19 protein-coding genes are annotated in these 18,892 nt (G+C 42.6%); 13 read left to right on the top strand and 6 right to left on the bottom strand.

The genetic code is table 11. The features are described from left to right. The first annotated feature begins 26 nt into the window (after positions 1-26). The 9 genes from nadE to ACFVSW_RS07050 all read left to right on the top strand — a co-directional run bounded on the left by nadE (position 27) and on the right by ACFVSW_RS07050 (position 10,357). On the top strand, positions 27-842 hold the full coding sequence (nadE, locus tag ACFVSW_RS07090; RefSeq protein WP_387313966.1) for an ammonia-dependent NAD(+) synthetase: 816 nt from the start codon (positions 27-29) through the stop codon (positions 840-842). Between the two features lie 191 nt (positions 843-1,033). Next, a complete protein-coding gene (locus ACFVSW_RS07085; protein WP_387313963.1) occupies positions 1,034-2,458 on the top strand; it encodes an amino acid permease in 1,425 nt (474 codons plus the stop codon). Between the two features lie 146 nt (positions 2,459-2,604). Beyond that, positions 2,605-3,429: an amino acid ABC transporter substrate-binding protein gene (locus ACFVSW_RS07080; RefSeq protein ID WP_387313961.1), complete on the top strand. Its 825-nt coding sequence runs from the start codon at positions 2,605-2,607 to the stop codon at positions 3,427-3,429. Beyond that, on the top strand, positions 3,416-4,111 hold the full coding sequence (locus ACFVSW_RS07075) for an amino acid ABC transporter permease (protein ID WP_387313959.1): 696 nt from the start codon (positions 3,416-3,418) through the stop codon (positions 4,109-4,111). Before ACFVSW_RS07080 ends, ACFVSW_RS07075 begins: the two co-directional genes overlap by 14 nt. A gap of 105 nt (positions 4,112-4,216) precedes the next feature. Further along, a complete protein-coding gene (locus ACFVSW_RS07070) occupies positions 4,217-4,951 on the top strand; it encodes an amino acid ABC transporter ATP-binding protein (protein ID WP_387313956.1) in 735 nt (244 codons plus the stop codon). 704 nt (positions 4,952-5,655) lie between these two features. Further along, positions 5,656-6,201 carry an NfeD family protein gene (locus ACFVSW_RS07065; RefSeq protein WP_387313954.1) on the top strand — a complete coding sequence of 182 codons (546 nt, stop codon included), beginning with the start codon at positions 5,656-5,658 and terminating at the stop codon, positions 6,199-6,201. 18 nt (positions 6,202-6,219) lie between these two features. Then, the gene (locus ACFVSW_RS07060) at positions 6,220-7,740 is read left to right on the top strand and encodes a flotillin lipid rafts scaffold protein FloT (protein WP_387313952.1); all 1,521 of its coding nucleotides are present in this window, start codon (positions 6,220-6,222) and stop codon (positions 7,738-7,740) included. A gap of 555 nt (positions 7,741-8,295) precedes the next feature. Then, positions 8,296-9,006 (top strand): response regulator transcription factor, encoded by a 711-nt coding sequence (locus ACFVSW_RS07055; protein ID WP_387313950.1) that lies wholly within the window; start codon positions 8,296-8,298, stop codon positions 9,004-9,006. Then, positions 8,984-10,357, top strand: a complete 1,374-nt coding sequence (locus ACFVSW_RS07050) for a sensor histidine kinase (RefSeq protein WP_387313949.1) — start codon at positions 8,984-8,986, stop codon at positions 10,355-10,357. Before ACFVSW_RS07055 ends, ACFVSW_RS07050 begins: the two co-directional genes overlap by 23 nt. A 35-nt stretch (positions 10,358-10,392) precedes the next feature. Here ACFVSW_RS07050 and ACFVSW_RS07045 read toward each other — a convergent pair whose 3' ends face one another. The 5 genes from ACFVSW_RS07045 to ACFVSW_RS07025 form a co-directional block, all read right to left on the bottom strand. Continuing rightward, positions 10,393-11,151 carry a (S)-benzoin forming benzil reductase gene (locus ACFVSW_RS07045; protein WP_387313947.1) on the bottom strand — a complete coding sequence of 253 codons (759 nt, stop codon included), beginning with the start codon at positions 11,149-11,151 and terminating at the stop codon, positions 10,393-10,395. A 102-nt stretch (positions 11,152-11,253) separates the two neighbouring features. Continuing rightward, positions 11,254-11,997, bottom strand: coding sequence for an ABC transporter ATP-binding protein (locus ACFVSW_RS07040; RefSeq protein ID WP_387313945.1), 744 nt, complete (start codon positions 11,995-11,997; stop codon positions 11,254-11,256). Continuing rightward, complete coding sequence (locus ACFVSW_RS07035) at positions 11,994-12,692, bottom strand: ABC transporter permease (protein ID WP_387313943.1); 699 nt, start codon at positions 12,690-12,692, stop codon at positions 11,994-11,996. The genes ACFVSW_RS07040 and ACFVSW_RS07035 overlap by 4 nt, the downstream gene beginning before the upstream one ends. Before the next feature lie 75 nt (positions 12,693-12,767). After that, entirely contained in the window at positions 12,768-13,637 is an 870-nt protein-coding gene (locus ACFVSW_RS07030) for an ABC transporter substrate-binding protein (protein WP_387313941.1), read from the bottom strand. Beyond that, on the bottom strand, positions 13,631-14,569 hold the full coding sequence (locus ACFVSW_RS07025; protein WP_387313939.1) for a substrate-binding domain-containing protein: 939 nt from the start codon (positions 14,567-14,569) through the stop codon (positions 13,631-13,633). Before ACFVSW_RS07025 ends, ACFVSW_RS07030 begins: the two co-directional genes overlap by 7 nt. 293 nt (positions 14,570-14,862) lie before the next feature. Between ACFVSW_RS07025 and ACFVSW_RS07020 the strand changes: the two genes are divergently transcribed. Continuing rightward, positions 14,863-15,525, top strand: coding sequence for an FMN-dependent NADH-azoreductase (locus ACFVSW_RS07020; RefSeq protein ID WP_387313937.1), 663 nt, complete (start codon positions 14,863-14,865; stop codon positions 15,523-15,525). Between the two features lie 108 nt (positions 15,526-15,633). Here ACFVSW_RS07020 and ACFVSW_RS07015 read toward each other — a convergent pair whose 3' ends face one another. Then, on the bottom strand, positions 15,634-16,416 hold the full coding sequence (locus ACFVSW_RS07015) for an undecaprenyl-diphosphate phosphatase (protein WP_387313934.1): 783 nt from the start codon (positions 16,414-16,416) through the stop codon (positions 15,634-15,636). A gap of 173 nt (positions 16,417-16,589) precedes the next feature. Between ACFVSW_RS07015 and ACFVSW_RS07010 the strand changes: the two genes are divergently transcribed. The 3 genes from ACFVSW_RS07010 (at position 16,590) to ACFVSW_RS07000 (ending at position 18,856) form a co-directional block, all read left to right on the top strand. Beyond that, entirely contained in the window at positions 16,590-17,357 is a 768-nt protein-coding gene (locus ACFVSW_RS07010; RefSeq protein ID WP_387313931.1) for a DUF4931 domain-containing protein, read from the top strand. 156 nt (positions 17,358-17,513) lie between these two features. After that, a complete protein-coding gene (locus tag ACFVSW_RS07005; RefSeq protein WP_387313928.1) occupies positions 17,514-18,683 on the top strand; it encodes an FtsW/RodA/SpoVE family cell cycle protein in 1,170 nt (389 codons plus the stop codon). 38 nt (positions 18,684-18,721) lie between these two features. Further along, positions 18,722-18,856, top strand: coding sequence for a hypothetical protein (locus ACFVSW_RS07000; protein WP_387313926.1), 135 nt, complete (start codon positions 18,722-18,724; stop codon positions 18,854-18,856). Positions 18,857-18,892: the final 36 nt, after the last annotated feature.

Raw genomic sequence — 18,892 nt, 5'->3', positions numbered from 1 at the left:
ATGAATTTAGCTAGGGGGCTCAAGTAATGCGTTTGCAAGCACAGATTATGAAAGAGTTACATGTCACCGCGAACATTAATCCGAAAGAGGAAATCCGTAAACGGGTTGACTTTTTGAAAAAATATTTGTTAAAAACAAAGGCAAACGGGTATGTGCTAGGAATCAGCGGCGGTCAGGATTCCACACTTGCAGGAAGGCTGGCGCAGCTTGCGGTCGAAGAGCTGCGGAGCGAAGGTGCGGAAGCTGTATTTATTGCGGTCCGCCTTCCATATGGAGTCCAGCAGGATGAAGAAGATGCCAAACGTGCATTGGCGTTTATCAATGCTGACCGTGAACTGATTTTTAATGTTAAGGCAGCTGTTGATGAAGTGCAAAAAGAATATGACTCCGAGGCTGGACATCTTAGTGATTATCAAAAAGGAAATGTAAAGGCGAGAATGAGAATGATTGCACAGTATGCAATCGGCGGCATGGAAGGGCTCCTTGTCATCGGTACAGATCATGCTGCAGAAGCAGTCAGCGGATTTTATACAAAGTATGGCGACGGCGGGGCGGATGTCCTGCCATTGACAGGCCTGACCAAACGCCAGGGAAAAGCCTTGCTAATCGAGCTTGGCGCCGAAGAAAGCCTCTATTTAAAAGTTCCGACAGCAGACTTGCTCGATCAAAAACCCGGCCAGGCCGATGAAACCGAACTAGGCATCAGCTATGATGAATTGGACGATTACCTTGAAGGAAAGCCGGTGTCACAAGCGGCCGCCGAGAAAATTGAAAAGCGCTATATTGTCACCGAACATAAACGTCAGCTTCCGGCCAACATGTTTGATGGCTGGTGGAAATAAGCTTGAACGAGAGATTGCCATGCCCGGCAGTCTCTTTTTTGTGGTCATACACAGGAAATTATAGATTAATTTAGGCTCGCAATTTAGCTCTCTAATACTTTACCACGATAAAATTTTCCATTGACAAAGGATTTGTCCGAGAGTATCCTTGTAACATGATTATGAGCAGAAAGCATCGAGAGGGGTTCACCATGAGTAAAGCAAATAAATTAGGATTTTGGGTTTTAACGGCACTTGTCGTCGGCAATATGGTCGGTTCAGGAATTTTCATGCTGCCAAGGTCATTGTCAGAGGCAGCAAGTCCGGCCGGGGTCATCGCGGCATGGCTGTTGACAGGCTTCGGGGTCTTAATGATCGCACTTGTGTTTGGCAATTTGGCAACAAGGAAGCCCAATCTTACAGGCGGACCGCAAATATATGCCAAAGAGCTGTTTAAACCAGGCTCGCAGGCGTCAACTTTATCAGGATTTATGTCTTCTTGGGGCTACTGGATTGGAAATCTTGCCGGAATTGTTGCGGTTATTACTACCTTCGCCGGCTATTTTTCAACTTTCTTTCCTATTCTAACGAGCAACGCGCCGTGGTTTACGATTGGCGGCTTTACGCTGAAAGTTGGTAATGGCTTAACATTTATCGTTTGTACGGTTATGTTATGGGGCATTCACTTTATCATATTACGTGGAATGGAAAGCGCGGGCCGCTTGAATTTTGCGGCAACAGCTGCGAAAGTGGCTGGATTTTTCATCTTTATCTTGGTTGGGCTGTTTGCCTTTGAAAAAAGTAATATCCTGCCGTTCGTGGCCGAAAGAGCGGACGCAGCTGGACATGCTCTTGGAATGATGTCGCAAGTCAACAATGCCGCAGTAAATACGTTGTGGGCCTTTATCGGTATTGAAACGGCAGTTGTCTTTGCCGGCCGTGCCAAGAAGCAAACCGATGTGAGGCGTGCGACGATTCTCGGGCTTTTTATTGCCTTGGCAATTTATATGGGGATTAGCACACTGGTGATGGGAATGTTGGATCAGAACACACTCATTCACTCAGACAAGCCGATGATTGATGCGATTCAAGCTGTTTTAGGACCAGTAAGCGGCAAGGTGCTGGCCGGGGTTGGCTTAATCAGTTTATTTGGTTCTACCATCGGTTGGGTGATGTTAAGTGCGGAAGTTCCATATCAGGCGGCAAAGCAAGGATTATTCCTTCCTGCTTTTTTAAAGGAAAATAAAAAGGGGCTGCCATCGTTTTCACTGATATTGACAAATGGTCTAGCGCAGCTGTTTATTTTTTCAACGATTTCAAAATCAATTTCTGAAGCCTTTGACTTCGTGATTGTCATTGCCACCTTAGCTTATTTGGTGCCATACTTTATTTCTTCGGTTTATCAGCTAAAATTGGTGATAACAGGTGAAACCTATCAAGGCGTTAAATCTAGGGTTACAGATGGTATCATTGCACTACTATCGACGATCTATTCTCTCTGGGTGATTATCGCCGGAACGGCTGATGTAAAAACATTTACTTATGGAATGATTTTATTAGCGAGCGGACTGATCTTTTATCGACCAATATTAAAAAGGCGAACGAAAGTAAAGCAAAACGAAATGCTATCGGCCTAACCTATCAGGATTCCCTGATAGGTTTTTATTTTCCAAAAAGGGGTAAAATAATCTTGAATCTCGATGTAATTTCTTTGACAGAAATATAGGGATGTAATAAGATTATTAAATCCGAGAAAAACAATCAGAATTGAGGAGTTTGAAAAATGAAAAAATTATCCGTTCTTTTTGCACTATTATTAAGCTTTATGTTCATTTTGTCAGCTTGTGGAACAAGCGGTGACAAAGCTACTAACGATAACAAGAAAACAGGGACTAATCAGTCTGCAGATTTATTGGAAAAAGTAAAAGCAGATGGAAAGATCTTAATTGGAACAGAAGGTACATATGCTCCATTTACTTTCCATGATTCATCTGGAAAACTGACTGGGTTCGATGTCGAGGTTGCTGAGGAAGTGGCTAAGCGTTTAGGAGTGAAAGCTGATTTCAAGGAAACGCAATGGGATTCTTTATTTGCCGGTCTTGATGCGAAGCGTTTTGATATGATTGCCAACCAGGTGGGAATTCGCCCAGACCGTCAAGAAAAATATGATTTCTCTGATCCCTATATCAGTTCAGCGGGTGTCCTTATCGCTCATAAGGATAATGATAAAGTGAAAGCATTTGAAGACATTAAAGGATTAAAGTCAGCGCAATCACTAACAAGCAATTATGCAGATTTGGCAAAGAAATATGGCGCGAATATAGTCGGTGTAGATGGCTTTACCCAAGCCGTCGATTTAATCACTTCGAAGCGTGTCGATGTCACCATCAACGATAAAATTGCCTTTTTAGACTTTAAAAAGCAAAAGCCTGACGCACCGGTAAAAGTTGTCGCAACGGAAGCTGATGCTTCACACAGTGGCTTTATGTTTAGAAAAAATAATCAGACTCTTGTCGATGCAGTAAACAAAGCTTTAAAAGACATGATTGATGATGGCACGTATAAAAAAATCTCTGAGAAATGGTTTGGTGAAGATGTACTTAAATAGTATTTTTGCTGACCCGGAAAGAACAGCAAGATTAGTTGATATTGCCAAAACCTCCCTCCGGCCGCTGCTGGAGGGTGCTGTTATGAACACGATTCCCTTAACGATTATTTCATTTATTATTGGCTTGATTTTAGCTGTTTTAACAGCGCTCGCCAGGATTTCACATGTGAAGTTCTTTCAAATCATTGCGAGAATCTATGTTTCAGCTATCCGGGGAACGCCCTTATTGGTGCAATTATTTATCATTTTTTATGGGCTTCCGAATATCGGGATAACCATTGATCCATTTATCTCGGCCGTCATTGGTTTTTCCCTAAGTGTGGGAGCGTACGCCTCGGAAATAATTAGGGCTGCGATTCTTTCAATCCCGAAAGGACAGTGGGAAGCGGGCTATTCGATTGGAATGTCATATACCCAGGCGTTAAAACGAATCATCTTGCCCCAGGCAGCGCGAGTATCCCTGCCGCCATTATCAAATTCGTTTATTAGTCTTGTAAAAGATACTTCTCTCGCGTCCGTTGTCCTTGTTACCGAGATGTTCCGCCGCGCCCAGGAAATTACGGCGGCAAACTATGAATTCTTATTAGTCTATTCCGAAGCCGCACTTATTTATTGGGTGATTTGCTTCTTCCTTTCCGTGCTTCAAGGATTTATGGAAAGAAGATTGGATCGGTATGTGTGATTTGGAGGTTAGAAGACAGGTGTTAGAGGTGGGACCGGAGGGACTCGGCGAATTGCTGCTTTTTTCTGTACCAGCCATTTTAACCTTTTACAGGGGAGTTTTACGATGATTTCAATTAAAGGTTTATATAAGCAGTTTGGTCAATTAGAGGTTTTGAAAGGAATTAACCTAGAGGTCAAAAAAGGTCAGGTCGTTGTTGTGATTGGACCGTCCGGATCTGGGAAGACGACAATGCTCCGTTGTTTAAATGTGCTCGAAACACCGACAAATGGGTCCATTTCCATTGAAGGACAAAGCCTTGATTTTTCGAAGTCGGTTCCGAAAAGGTCCGTCGCGTCCTTTCGCCGTTTAACAGGAATGGTTTTTCAAAACTATAATCTTTTCCCTCATAAAACAGCACTTGAGAATGTGATGGAGGGTCCTGTGATTGTGAAAGGTGAGGATAAAACGGCAGTAAGGAAAAAGGCGCAGGCACTGCTTGAAAAAGTAGGTCTTGGCGACAAGATCGATTACTATCCTGCCCAGCTTTCAGGAGGTCAACAGCAGCGTGTCGGCATTGCCCGGGCATTGGCAATGGAACCGGAGGTCATGCTGTTTGACGAGCCAACTTCCGCCCTCGACCCCGAGCTGGTAGGCGAAGTATTGAAAGTAATGAAGGATCTCGCCTTGGAAGGGATGACCATGATCGTCGTTACCCATGAAATGCGCTTTGCCCGTGAGGCTGCCGACGAAGTCATTTTCATGGACGGCGGCGTCATCGTCGAACGAAACAAGCCTGAAGAAATTTTCACCAATCCAAAAGAAGAACGAACAAGAAAGTTTTTGAATATGATTCAGTAAGGTGCTATAGCCAGGTGCTATGGCACTTTTTTTGCGTTTAAGTGAGTGACCATAGGCGGAAAAACGGTTATGCCGGGGTTCTATGTGACCGTAAGAGGGGAAAAGGGGCTTGCCTGGTCACAGAGAAGGGTTCTAAGTGCCCGAAAGAGTGGAAAAAGAAGCCTGCCGGTCACAGAGAAGGATTCTAAGTGCCCGAAAGAGTGGAAAAAGGAGCATGCCGGTCACAGAGAACGATTCTTAGTGCCCGGAAGAGTGGAAAAAGGGTTCCGCCGGTCAATGAGAGGGAGTTTCATGGACCGAAAAAGGTAAAAAAGGGTTCCGCCGGTCCATGAGAGGAGGTTTCATGGACCGAATAGGGGAAAGAAATGCTCATACGGACCATGAGAGATAATCCCATGGACCAAAAGGGTAAAAAAAGCTCGGACAGTAACAAAAGACCGTCATTAAACGAACCGAATTTTTCGAAACCACAGGTCACCTCCCGCCTTGCGCGAAATGTGTCGAAAGTTGTTAGGTTCTTTAGTTGGCAGATAATGATAAAATATATGTGAATAATGAAACTTTATCTCTTTTCATCCGTATTACCCAATATACATAACACAAAGGAAGGGGAAGGGGAAGATGCTATATGCTTAAATTTTTCTGAAATCGTAGTCCCCGCTTTCCTTTGGATTTGTTCCAAATACAAAAAGGGAGTGATGTAAATGGAGCCTTTTAGCATTCCTTTAGAAACGATTTATTTGTATGGTTTAATCATTGCAGGTATTTTAACGGTTTTATATGTACTGTTTGCCGATGTGTTTCATTTTAATGGAACTGGGGACGGAGGGCTGCACTTCCTGAACCCTGTACTGATCTTTTCCTTCGTGACCATCATGTCTGCAAGCGGCTACTTGTTTGAAAAGCTATCATCACTACATTATTTACTCATTTTAGGTATCTCAGCTGTTGCCGCATTCATTGTGGTAACCTTACTAAATGTCTTTGTGCTCGTACCATTGTCTTCCGCGGAGGAATCGCTTGTCTATAAAGAATCGGATCTGCAAGGCCGAGTCGGGACAGTCATTACCTCAATCCCAGCGGATGGCTACGGTGAAGTGATAATTGAAAGTACGAGTGGAAGAATTGCCAAACCAGCTGTAAGCTTTGATGGCGACCAAATTCCTAATGGCACAAGCGTGCTTGTTGTCCAGGTCAAGGATGGCGTGCTCCAGGTTACGGTTCACCATCAATTAGAAAGTTATATATAGATAAGGGGGAATAGAAAAATGGATTTTAATATTATTTGGGTCATCGTCGGGATTGTCGTACTTATTTTCATAGCTTTAATTGGTGTATTTATCACAAAGTACAGAACAGCCGGACCGGATGAGGCCCTAATTGTAACTGGTAGTTTTCTTGGAAACGGGAGTGTCCACGTGGACGAGGCCGGAAATAAAATCAAAATTATCCGCGGTGGCGGGAGCTTTATTTTACCAGTATTCCAACAAGCAAAACCGCTTAGCTTGCTTTCAAGTAAGCTTGAAGTAACCACTCCAGAAGTCTATACCGAACAAGGTGTACCGGTGATGGCCGATGGTGTCGCGATTATTAAAATCGGCGGTTCGATCAGTGAAATTGCCACAGCAGCTGAACAGTTTCTCGGCAAGCCAAAGGAAGATCGCGAAAATGAAGCAAGGGAAGTACTTGAGGGTCACCTCAGATCCATTCTTGGCTCGATGACAGTCGAAGAAATTTACAAAAACCGCGATAAATTTTCCCAAGAGGTCCAACGCGTTGCCTCGCAGGATCTTGCTAAAATGGGCTTAGTAATTGTATCGTTTACGATTAAAGATGTCCGTGACAAAAATGGCTACCTTGATTCACTTGGTAAACCGCGAATCGCTCAAGTAAAACGTGATGCCGATATTGCGACAGCTGAAGCGGAAAAAGAAACACGGATTAAAAAAGCCGAAGCTTCTAAAGAAGCAAAGCGTAATGAATTAGAACGGTCAACAGAAATCGCTGAAGCTGAGAAAGTCAATCAGTTGAAAGTCGCTGAATTCCGCCGTGAACAGGATATTGCCAAAGCGAAGGCAGACCAAGCCTATGATCTTGAAACAGCGAGATCAAAACAGGATGTAATGGAACAAGAAATGCAAATCAAGATTATTGAAAGACAAAAACAAATTGAGTTAGAAGAAAAAGAAATACTTCGCCGCGAACGTCAATATGATTCCGAAGTAAAGAAAAAGGCCGATGCCGACCGTTACTCTGTTGAGCAATCTGCGGAAGCGAACAAAGCAAGGGAAATCGCTGAAGCGGAAGCCAATAAATACCGCATCGAAGCAATGGCAAAGGCGGAAGCCGAGCGGATTCGTCTCGACGGTCTTGCAAAAGCGGAAGCACAAAAGGCGCAGGGTTCAACAGAGGCAGAGATTATCCGCCTAAAAGGTTTGGCCGAAGCGGAAGCGAAAGAAAAAATCGCCGAAGCGTTCGAGCAATTCGGTCAAGCTGCGATTCTCGACATGGTTGTCAAAATGCTTCCTGAATATGCGAAGCAAGTCGCAGCCCCATTATCCAATATTGATAAAATCACCGTTGTCGATACTGGCGGCGGCACTGGCGAAAATGGCGGCGCCAATAAAATCACCAGCTATGCAACCAACTTAATGGCAAGCCTGCAAGAGTCATTAAAGGCATCAAGTGGTATTGATGTAAAAGAGTTGATTGAAAACTATTCAGGAAAAGGCAATGTAAAGCGAAGCATTGAAGAATTGACTGAAGAAGTAAAGAAAAAAGACGAATAAACAGACAAAAAATCCTTATCGAATCTGATAAGGATTTTTTTGCGTTACAAAATAGCAAAGGTGCCTGACACCCAATCAGGATTTTTTTAAAAATAAAGGCTCTGGCAATGCTCATTGTTAATTTTACACCCAGTTGATTGGAGTGGAGGGCGCTTGACTCCTGCGGGATAGACGGGTCACTGGAGACCCCGCAGGCGCGGATGCGCCGAGGAGGCTCCAGGACCCGCCCGCGGAAAGCAAGCGCCCGGAACGGAAATCAACAGGCTAGTTTAACAGAGCAAAAAAAATTGGCGTCCCAGCGATCGGGACGCCCTTACTATTTTAAAAAAAAGAGAGGTTAAATTTGGGATGAGTAAGATGGTCGATAACCATGTACTGCATCAAAGAGCTGATAACCAAAACTATGAGGGGCCTTACGTTATCGACTCTTTCCTAACTACAATTACATCTTAACGAGAAAGATTGAAGATGTTATGAAGAAGTTGTGGTGAATTTGTGAAGTTAAAAACATCACAGACCCAAGATGATATAGTAAAGATATGGGGAGTGATAATAATGAAAATATTATTAGTTGACGATGAACGTAGAATCATAGAAGTTCTCGAAGCTTACCTAGAAAGAGAAGGCTATGAAATTCATAGTGCTGATAATGGAATTGATGCCTTGAAAAAGGCGAAAACAATCGATCCTGATCTGATTATTTTAGATTTAATGCTGCCCGATATTTCCGGTGAAGAGGTTTGCCGGCTGGTGCGGAAAGATTCGGACGTTCCAATTCTGATGCTGACTGCTAAATCGGCCGAGGATGACCGCATCAATGGAATTGTCATGGGGGCAGACGACTATTTAACCAAACCATTCAGTCCAAGGGAAGTCGTCGTTCGCGTTCAAGCGATTTTAAGACGGGTGAAAAAGACAGAAAAGGTTGAAAGGCTTGAATTTAACGGCAGAAAACTAGCCATTGATTTAATAAAAAAAGAAGTAACCATCTGCGGAAACTCCATTATCTTGACGCCGATTGAATATAAACTGTTAACCAATATGGCAGTGAATCCCGGCCGCGTATACAGCCGGATGGACTTATTAGAAAAAATTCAGGACGAAGGCATGTATTATGAAGGCTACGAACGCAGTGTTGATACCCATATCAAAAACCTTCGGAAAAAAATTGAAACAGACTCAAGGCAGCCGGACTTTATCGTGACCGTTTTTGGGATGGGCTATAAATTTGGAGGGGTACTAGATGCTGCAAACGCTCCGGTCTAAAATCCTATTTTACTTAGTGCTCATCTCGATGATCGGGATTTTGATTGTCAGCTTTTTTATCCAATATGGCTTTGAAGAAAGCTTTAATAGCTATTTAGACCGCAATCGCGAAAAAAAGATTGATAGAATTATTACAGAAATTGAAAAGGATTTTCAAAAAAACGGCCATTTTACAAGCGACCCGGTGTTTGGGTTTTTCCATGAGCACGCGATGACCGATCAGCTCTATTTTCAATTGTATGATCGTTTCGGGCAAATCCAAATGGACTCCTCGAATATCCGCGGCATGTTAAATAGCCTCGGGTTAACAGAACCGGCACCGGTTGGGGAAGAGTGGCACTCCAAAACCTATACACTAAAAGTCGATAATGCGATGATTGGAAGACTCGTGGCCATCTACCCGAAAGGCTTAATTGACGATGAAAATACCTTTCTTCAAACAATTCAATTGTACATTTATGCAGCCGTTTGTTTGACGATTGTGCTCGCCATTATCTTTAGTATGCTTTTTTCAAAAAAATTAACTTCGGGTTTGAAAAAGCTATCATTTGCCGCGGGTGAACTCCGGCAGCATAACCTTGATATTCGGATTCCATTGTCGGGATTACCAACAGAGGTAAAACAAATTGCTGTTTCTTTCAATAATCTTGCCGAGTCACTGGCAAAGGAAGAAATGCTCCGTAAGCAATTTACCGGCGATCTCGCCCATGAGCTACGGACACCGCTTGCGACGTTAAGAAGCCAAATCGAAGCCTTTCAGGACGGAATTTGGGAGCCGACCCCAATGCGCCTACAAACAAGTCATGAAGAGCTGATGCGCTTAGTGAGACTCGTCAATGAACTAGAAAAACTGCTTGCAGCGGAGAATCCGCAAATTAGGCTCGAAAAAATCGAATTGGAAGCCGGCAGTGTGCTGGCGGCATTATGGGAGATTTTTATGCCGTTGTTTAAGGAGAAGGGCGTCGGACTTCGGATTGAAGAACCGCCACAGGAGGAAATGTTTGAGGCGGACAAGGACCGATTGATGCAAATCCTTTCGAATATCTTAAATAATGCACTGAAATATACACCAGCAGGGAAAAATGTCACCATTTCGGTGGTGACGGAAAAGGATGGCTATGTCGGCTTTAGGATACAAGATGAAGGCTCGGGAATGAATGAGGACGACATCCCGCATATTTTCGAACGCTTCTATCGCGGCGACAAATCGCGCGACCGTAAAACAGGCGGTGTCGGCATCGGGCTCTCAATCGTAAAAGCGTTGATGGATGCCCATAAAGGGGTCGTCAAGGTGAAAAGCAAGTTGAATAAGGGAACCAGCATTACTTTATGGTTTCCACAGGAGGACTAAAAAAGGCCGCTGCTATACGCAGGGGCCCTATCCGTTTATGCCAGTAAATCTTTTATATTGTACACTTTCCCACTTTCAACATTGCCGCTAAGTACCAAATCCACTAAAGCGTCCGCGACCACATCTGCACCAAGCAGCATATTTTTTTCTTTATATTCGATAAATCTATCTAAATCCTTAAAGGCTGTCTTGGACGAGGACCGAATCGATTCCTGCATATTGGTATCCATGATGCCGGGACTGAAGGCGATTATCGTATTGTTGGTTTTCAAGTTCAATTGCTCTAATGCGGCCGTTTGCGTGAACATATTTAACCCGGCCTTTGAGCTGCAATACACACTCCAGCCTTCAATCGGGTGGACGGCTGCCCCTGAGGTTACATTAATAACCTGAATCTTTGTATTCGTGGATTGTGCTTTATTAAAAAATAAATTGCTGATAAGAATTGGCGCTATTAAATTTACCTGGATGTTGCTAATTATTGGTGTTTGATCTAAATTTCCAACCGTTTCGATCGGCTCAACCACACCGGCATTATTAAATAGAAGAATTTCCTGTGGTTCCTTTTGAAAAAGACTATGAGCAATTTCCATAAAAACTTCCTGTACTTCTTTTTCTAACGAGAGGTTGCAGGAATAATGCTTATAATAAAGGTCATTTTCTAAAGCCAGCTTTTTGATTTCTTTATTTTCAGTTCGGGATACAGATACAATCGCGATTTGTTCGTGGATAAGCCGTTTGGCAATCGCCTCACCTAACCCTTTAGATGCCCCGGTAATCACTACATATTTCATTGAAAAACTCCCCCTTAGATCCAAGCTACATTTGTATATCCTATTTTATGCCCCGTGGGAGTTTAAATCAAACAAAAAAAGGCAGCTCCCGTAGGAACTGCTTCAACGTGCAAGGGGATAAAATTTCTTCCACTCGTTTAGGAAGGATGCGGTGGAAGAATTAGGATGTTCTAGGACCCGAGGGGTGGGTCCGGATTGCTTTACTTCACCATTGACAATAATCGCCAGTCGATTAGTGAGATAGTTAATTTCCATTAAATCATGGCTGACAAATACAGCCGTTGTTCGGGCAGTTTCAATAATGCCCTTGAAATCTTCCATTAACTTAATCTTTGTCGGAAAGTCTAAAGCGGAAAATGGTTCATCGAGAAAAAGAATCTCCGGCTCGACAATCATTGCCCGTGCCAGGTTAACCCGCTGCGCCTCGCCGCCGGATAAATAAAGGGCGTTTTTTTTCGCCAAATGACTGATGCCGAAAAGCTCCAGCCAGTGTGCCACTTTATCTTTAATAACTGTTTTTGGCATTTTTCTTAAGGTTAAGCCAATGGCGATATTATGAAACACCGTTCCATCAAGAAGCAACGATTGCTGCAGGGCAATCGAGAACTTCCGGCGCAGCTCGAGCGGCACATTCCCCTTGGGAATGGACTCACCCCGGTAGAGAATATCACCACTCGATTGCTTCTCAAGAAAAGCTAACACCTTAAGCAACGTGCTTTTTCCAGCACCGTTAGGTCCCATAATCCCGAGAAATTCACCTGCATGAATCTGAAATTCAGGAATATCAAGAATCGATTTATTTTGGGCTTTATAGGTAATATTGTTCAGCTCAACTAACGGATTCATGATATTCGCTTCCTTTGCTGTAAAAATGTTAACCCGGCCGTAATCAACAGGGCAACGGATAGTAAAATAAACGACAAGGCTAAGGCAATATCAAAATTACCTTTTGAAACTTCCATCACAATTGTCGTCGTCAATATTCTTGTATCACCAAGAATATTCCCGCCGACCATCATCGCGGCGCCAACCTCGGCGATAACGCGGCCAAATCCCGCCATGATTGCCGCCAAAATCGCAATCTTTAATTGTTTGATAAGGATGATTAATGTCTGCATCTTTGTTGCTCCAAGTGCTTTAATTTGCAAGAGCATTTTCTCGCTGATTTGCTGGAATGCCGTACATGTCAGGCTCGTAACGATGGGCAGGCTCACTAAAATTTGTGCCATGACAATCGCTGTCGGTGAATAGAGGAGGGTTAGATCTCCTAACGGGCCGGAGCGCCATAACAGCATCGTAATCCACAGCCCGGCAACAACAGGAGGCAGCCCCATCCCGATATTAATAAATAATAGTAGAATTCTGCGGCCTTTGAATCTAGTTAATCCAAGGAAAATTCCAAGCGGCAATCCGATGAGCGTACTAATCAGAATGGAAATAAGACAGACTTTTAATGTCAGCCAGGTAATCGCAAAAACTTCCCTGTCACCGGAAAGGATCATATCAATTGCTTTTTTTATTCCATCTATTAGTAGTTCCATAAACGTAATGCCTCCAGGATTCCCTTTAGAAGTAGGATAGGAAGAGGGTCTCAGGACCCCGTTCCCAGTTAAAAATTATTCAGTGTATTTAAAGAATAATGATTGGCCATATTCTTTCTTGCCAAATTCCTCAATCACGTCTTGCGTTTTGCTATCTATCATAAAGTTTACAAATTTTTCAGCGTCTTTACTATTCACTTTATCATGTTTTTCAGGATTTACTTGCATCACGTGATAGATATTCATTAAATCCTTTCCGCCTTCAACAACAATTTGCAAAGTATCCAAATTCTTTTCCTGCGCTAACCATGTTGCACGGTCTGTTAACACGTAACCTTTTTTCTCAGCAGCAACCTGTAACGTTTGCCCCATGCCTTGTCCTGTTGATACATACCAATCGCCGGCTGGCTTAATGTTTTCGGCAGTCCAGATCCCAAGTTCTTTTTTATGTGTGCCGGAGTCATCGCCGCGGGAAACAAAAGTAGCTTTGCTGTCTGCTAATTTTTTGAAGGCTCCTTTAATATCGTCGCCGCTGACACCAGCTGGATTTTCCTTCGGTCCTACTAAAATAAAGTCGTTATACATTACCCGCTTATAGTTGATTGCATCACCTGCATCGACTACTTCCTTTTCAGCCGCTGGAGCATGAACAAGCAGGACATCAGCTTCACCTTTTGTGCCCATTTCTAATGCTTGCCCTGTTCCGACTGCAATCGTTTTAACTTTAACATTGTTTTCTTTTTCAAACATTGGGACTAGTACATCCAATAAACCGCTGTCCTGTGTACTTGTTGTCGTGGCGAGAATCATTTCCGTTGGTGCTGGTTTCGGTGCTGTTTTTTTCTCTTTTGCGGCGGCGGTATCTTTTGTGTCCGTGTTTCCGCAAGCTGATAAAACTAATAGCATTAAAGCAAATAGGACTGCAAAATAACGTTTTCTTAACATGTTGTTTCCTCCGTTTTTCTAGTTTGATAGGTGATTTTTCCTAATTCTTGAATCGAATAGCCTTCTAAATCGGTTAAGCTATCTTTAAAGTTGTCCGACTGCAAGTAATCGATCAACTCTGTCAAGCATTGACTATTTTCAGCGGTAAAGCGGAATACAAGATCAAAGTTTTCTTTTGAGACTGGAATGAAATCAAGTCCTAGGTGGCTCGCGGCAGACTGAATTCCAAAGGTAACATCCGCCATGCCTCTGCTTATGTAGGAGGCTGCGGACAAATGGTTCCATTCTTCCGTACCGTATCCGTTAATTTGCCGAGGATCTATTCCATAGCTTGAAAGCTTGGAGTCTAGTAAAAACCTTGTCCCGGCCCCTTTTTGGCGGTTAATAAATTGAACATCTTGTCTAGTAAGATCATGAAAGTCTTGAATTTTTTTCGGATTACCTCCCGCAACGATAAACCCTTGTTCTCTTGCGGCCAATCTCAGCACCAAAATCGATTCGTAAACAAACAGCTGATGGATAAAAGGCAGATTATATTCCTGTGATGTTGGATCTAATAGATGAATGGCGGCAATATCACACTGCCCCCGGTAAAGCATCATTAACCCTTCCAGACTGCCTATGTATGACGGTTGAATCTGTAAGTTTAGCGCGCTTGCCGCTTGTTTAGTGAAATGTTCGACAAGAAAATCATGACTGCCAGATAACCGAATTAATGAGGTCGGCTTAACCGGCATTGGTTCAGCCGCAATTTTCTTTATCGGAGCTTTTGTATTCACCTTATATCTTTCAAGCTCGGCCTGTTCAATCCGCATTTTATTGCCGATTTTAAAGGCTTGGAGCTCGCCTCTTTTGATCAGCTCATAAACAGTATGTTTGGAGATTTGAAAGATTTGCGCCACTTCATCCGGTGTATAAGCCTTGCCATCCATAACCATTTTCCCTCCTTTTTCCTAATCTTAAAAAAATCGTATCATATTGGATGTGACTTTTGTTAAGTTTTGTTGTGTTTCGTTTGGTTTTGTTTAGAATTGTCACGAACTGTTCAAAATATCATAGGGAAGCAATTATATTAATTAGATAAGTTTTTCAAAAATGAAGGTCTCATAAGTAAGAAATTCACAATTTTTTCATAAACTTCACGGATTGTTCAATGGTGAGCAAGTGAATTTGAGGTAGTATAATAATAGAGGAAAAAATTTGTGGTAAAAGGGAAGGGATGTACATGTCAAAGCTTATTTATATTACGGCCAATCCAAAACCAGATAGTAAACTTTCAAAAGGAATGCAGATTGGCGAAGTATTTTTAGAAGAGTTCAAAAGCATCCAGCCGGATGTTGAAATTGAGCCTATGCACTTATATGATATGGATATCCCGGAAATCGATATGGACTTATTATCTGCGCGCGCGAAATTATCCTTTATGGGCTACACAAAAGAACAGCTTAGTGAAGCTGAGCGGACGAAGCTAGAAAAAATGCATGCGCTCGCTGATCGCTTTATTGCTGCAGATTATTATGTATTTGTTACACCGATTTGGAATCTCGGTGCTCCTGCTATCTTAAAATCGTTTATGGATTGCCTATTTATTGCTGAAAAAACGTTTACGAACACCGCTGATGGACCTAAAGGACTGCTAACAGGCAGGAAGGCGATTCACATTCAAACACGCGGCGGCATTTATTCCAGTGGTCCGATGGTCGAATTTGAAATGGGCGACCGCTATTTAATGAAAGCGTTGAAATTCCTTGGCTTCGACCTAATGGAAACGGTTGTTGCCGAGGGAATGGACCATTTTCCAAAAAAGGCACCCGAAATCATCGCCAAAGCGAAAGAACAAGCAACTGAAGCAGCAAGAGAAATGGCAAAACAAACAGTTACATTATAAAAAATGGCGACTCGAAAGCTTCGAGTCGCTTTTTAATACCCGTATAGCAGTTTTATTTGCGAAACCAGCATGATTATTTGCGGATCCATTTTTCCCGGCCACATTAGGCTAGAATTTGCCAGTAAATTGGAAAACTAAGACGAGTAATCCTAAAGCCCAGACGTAGTATGCGAACGGCTTTAATGAATGCTTTCTCAAATAGCCGATCATCCACTTAACCGCAATATACCCGAAGATGGCAGAAGAGACGATTCCAACAAGCAAGGCTGATAAAGAAATTTCCTCACCAGCGCCGCCCAGTAAATCTTTCGTTTGCAGGACAATCGCCCCGGCAATCGCAGGTGTTGATAAAAGGAAGGAAAAGTAGGCAGCCGTTTCACGGTCCAATTTACGCCAAAGCGCAGCAACAATCGTCATCCCGGAACGAGAAATCGCTGGCATAATCGCAACCGCCTGAAAGGTGCCGATGATAAACGCATCCTTATAGCTGATATTGTCCATTTTTTTATGACCGTTTTTCGCGGAATCAGCAAGCCACAAGAATAACCCAGTCAGTAAAAACTCCCAGCCAATCGTAACCCCTGTCTTCGAAATTTCATCAATATAATCCTTAAAGGCGAGCCCGAAGATAACGGCGGGAATCGTCCCGACAACCAACAAAAACGTTAATTTACTAAACGGATTTTTAATAATTTTTATAAATTCAGCCTTATAAAATACAAAGACAGCAAGTAATGTCCCTACATGCAGCATCGTATCGAGCAAAAGCCCCGCTTCCTGTAAACTAAATAAATTCCTGCCTAAATAAAGATGCCCCGTACTGCTAATTGGCAAAAATTCCGTTAACCCTTGGATAATTCCGAGAATAAGTGCTTCCAGTTTTGTTAACATAAACAACCTCTCATTCTAAAATAATGATAAGCCTGTACATTTAATAGATATGCAAAAAGTATCGATTTAATGAAACTTTGATTTACTGATGAAATATAAAACAAAATTAGTGCAAATGATACGTCTTCTCCCATAAAATAGAAATATCCAAGTTTGAGAGAGGAGTAACGCGTTTGGCAAATTCTCATCTGCATTTTAATACGTCAATCGGTGTCAAAAAGCCAGAAAATATTCGAAACAAGGAGCAGGCATGCCCGTTTTGCGAACGAGACCAGCTGACCGCCCTCATCGATGTTGATGGACCGATTATCCTGTTGAAAAATAAATATCCAGTTTTAGAAAATGCTTATCAAACGGTGTTAATTGAAACGGATGATTGCCATGCTGAATTATCGACCTACACAAAGGTACATTTACATAGGCTGATCAAGTTCGGCATCAAGCATTGGCTGGAGATGGAGGAAACCGGCAGCTATCGCTCGGTTATTTTTTTCAAAAACCATGGACCATTGTCGGGCGGTACGCTTGCCCATCCACATATGCAGATTGTCGGCTTACATGATATTGACTATAAAGAAAAGCTAACTCATGAAATGTTCGAGGGAATCGAGATTGCTGCAGTTGATGGGGGTCCCAGGTTTACGCTGTCGACAAAGCCACGGGTAGGATTTTATGAGTTTAATATCGAGATGGAGGATTCTAGCTACCACGAAAGCTTTTCAGAATACCTGCAAACGGCGGTTCATTATATTTTGAACTATTTTCCATTCAAGGCATCGAGCTATAATGTCTTTTTTCATCATATAGATAATAAAATCTATGCGAAGGTTGTCTCCCGTTTTGTTACAACCCCACTGTATATCGGATACGGCATTCCCCAAGTGCCGAATAATCTGGAATGGATGGCGGGCGAGGTGAGGAGAATTTATTTTAATATGTAGGACATTGGTATGTAAATAAAACCATTCGCAGTTAGAAGTTGTGATTTGCTGTTTTTAAAAATATAATGAAGGAATGTATAGTTTTTCTATTAAATTTATTTCCATGCCTGGGTTGGAGTCGAAACTCATGCGTGCTTTTAAGGTGGAGACTTAAAATTGACTTCAAATAAAAACACAACTTCTAAACTGGATTACAGTCTTGTTCTAATATTATTGCTTTTGTTTTTGGCGAGCTGTGCCGCAATTTATAGTGCTCAATCAAGCGGGCAATATGATCGGAACTTTTTAATTTTTCAAATTGGCTGGTATGTTGTCGGCTGCATTATCATTGGAGTTGTTATGACCTTTGATTCTGACCAGCTGCGGAAGCTTACCTGGTATGTATATGGGTTTGGACTTTTGCTCCTTATTCTATTAATCCTTGCACCGGATTCGATTGCGCCACGAATCAATGGCTCAAAAAACTGGTTCAAGCTTCCTGGAATTGGGACGATTCAGCCCTCAGAGTTTGTCAAAGTATTCATCATCCTTGGCCTTGCATGGGTTATTGATCAACATCATCAAAAAAACACGCTAAAGACGATTCAATCTGATTTATGGCTGTTAATCAAGATGGGTATCGTAACAATGGTACCGTTATTGCTGATAATCAAGGAGGACTTGGGAACAGGGCTTGTCTTTCTGGCAATTTTATTAGGGATGGTTTTTATTTCGGGAATTACCTGGAAATTGCTGGTTCCGATATTCTCGGTAGGTATTGTAGTTGTTGGAACGGTTTTTTACTTCGTGTTATGGAATCCGGCAGTTCTAGAAAAATATCTTGGCGTGCAGGAATACCAATTTGGCCGGATTTATTCATGGCTTGATCCTTATAATTACCAAAGCTCGACAGGCTATCAGCTGACCAAATCGATGCTTGCAATCGGTTCAGGACAGACGAGCGGCAAAGGCCTGGGCAACCGTGAAGTCTATTTGCCAGAAAGCCAAACGGATTTTATTTTTAGTGTTGTAGGCGAGGAGTATGGCTTTATTGGTGCCAGTGTGTTAATCAGTTTGTTTTTCTTGCTGATTTACCATATTACCAAGGTCGGTATGGAAACAAAGAATAACTTTTATACTTATATTTGTGTCGGGGTTATCAGCATGATTACCTTCCACGTGTTCCAAAATATCGGCATGACGATTGGCGTGCTGCCAATCACAGGTATTCCGCTTCCATTTATCAGCTACGGGGGGAGCGCATTAATGGGGAATATGCTGGGCCTAGGTTTAATCTTTTCAATCCGCTACCATTATAAAAAATACATGTTTTCGACAACAGCATAGTTTCGAAGAGAGAGAGCGGCAGGTGGTGCGCTCTTTTTTTGTGCTTTTTGGAGAATATGTATGAGATTGGCGGAATCCCAGTGCAGTTTGGCGGGATTCCCACTCCAGTTGGCGGAATCGCCGAGGGGGATGATCCAGCCATGAAAAAAGTAGGAACTCCCGGCCCGGAATAAACAAAAAACAAGGACCGTCTAAAGAGACGGTCCTCA

Origin of the sequence: Neobacillus sp. NPDC058068, from assembly GCF_042885335.1 — a bacterium.
Taxonomy (GTDB): domain Bacteria; phylum Bacillota; class Bacilli; order Bacillales; family Cytobacillaceae; genus Neobacillus.
The sequence above is the reverse complement of the archived record's forward strand: the minus strand, read 5'-3'. Positions and strand labels throughout refer to the sequence as shown.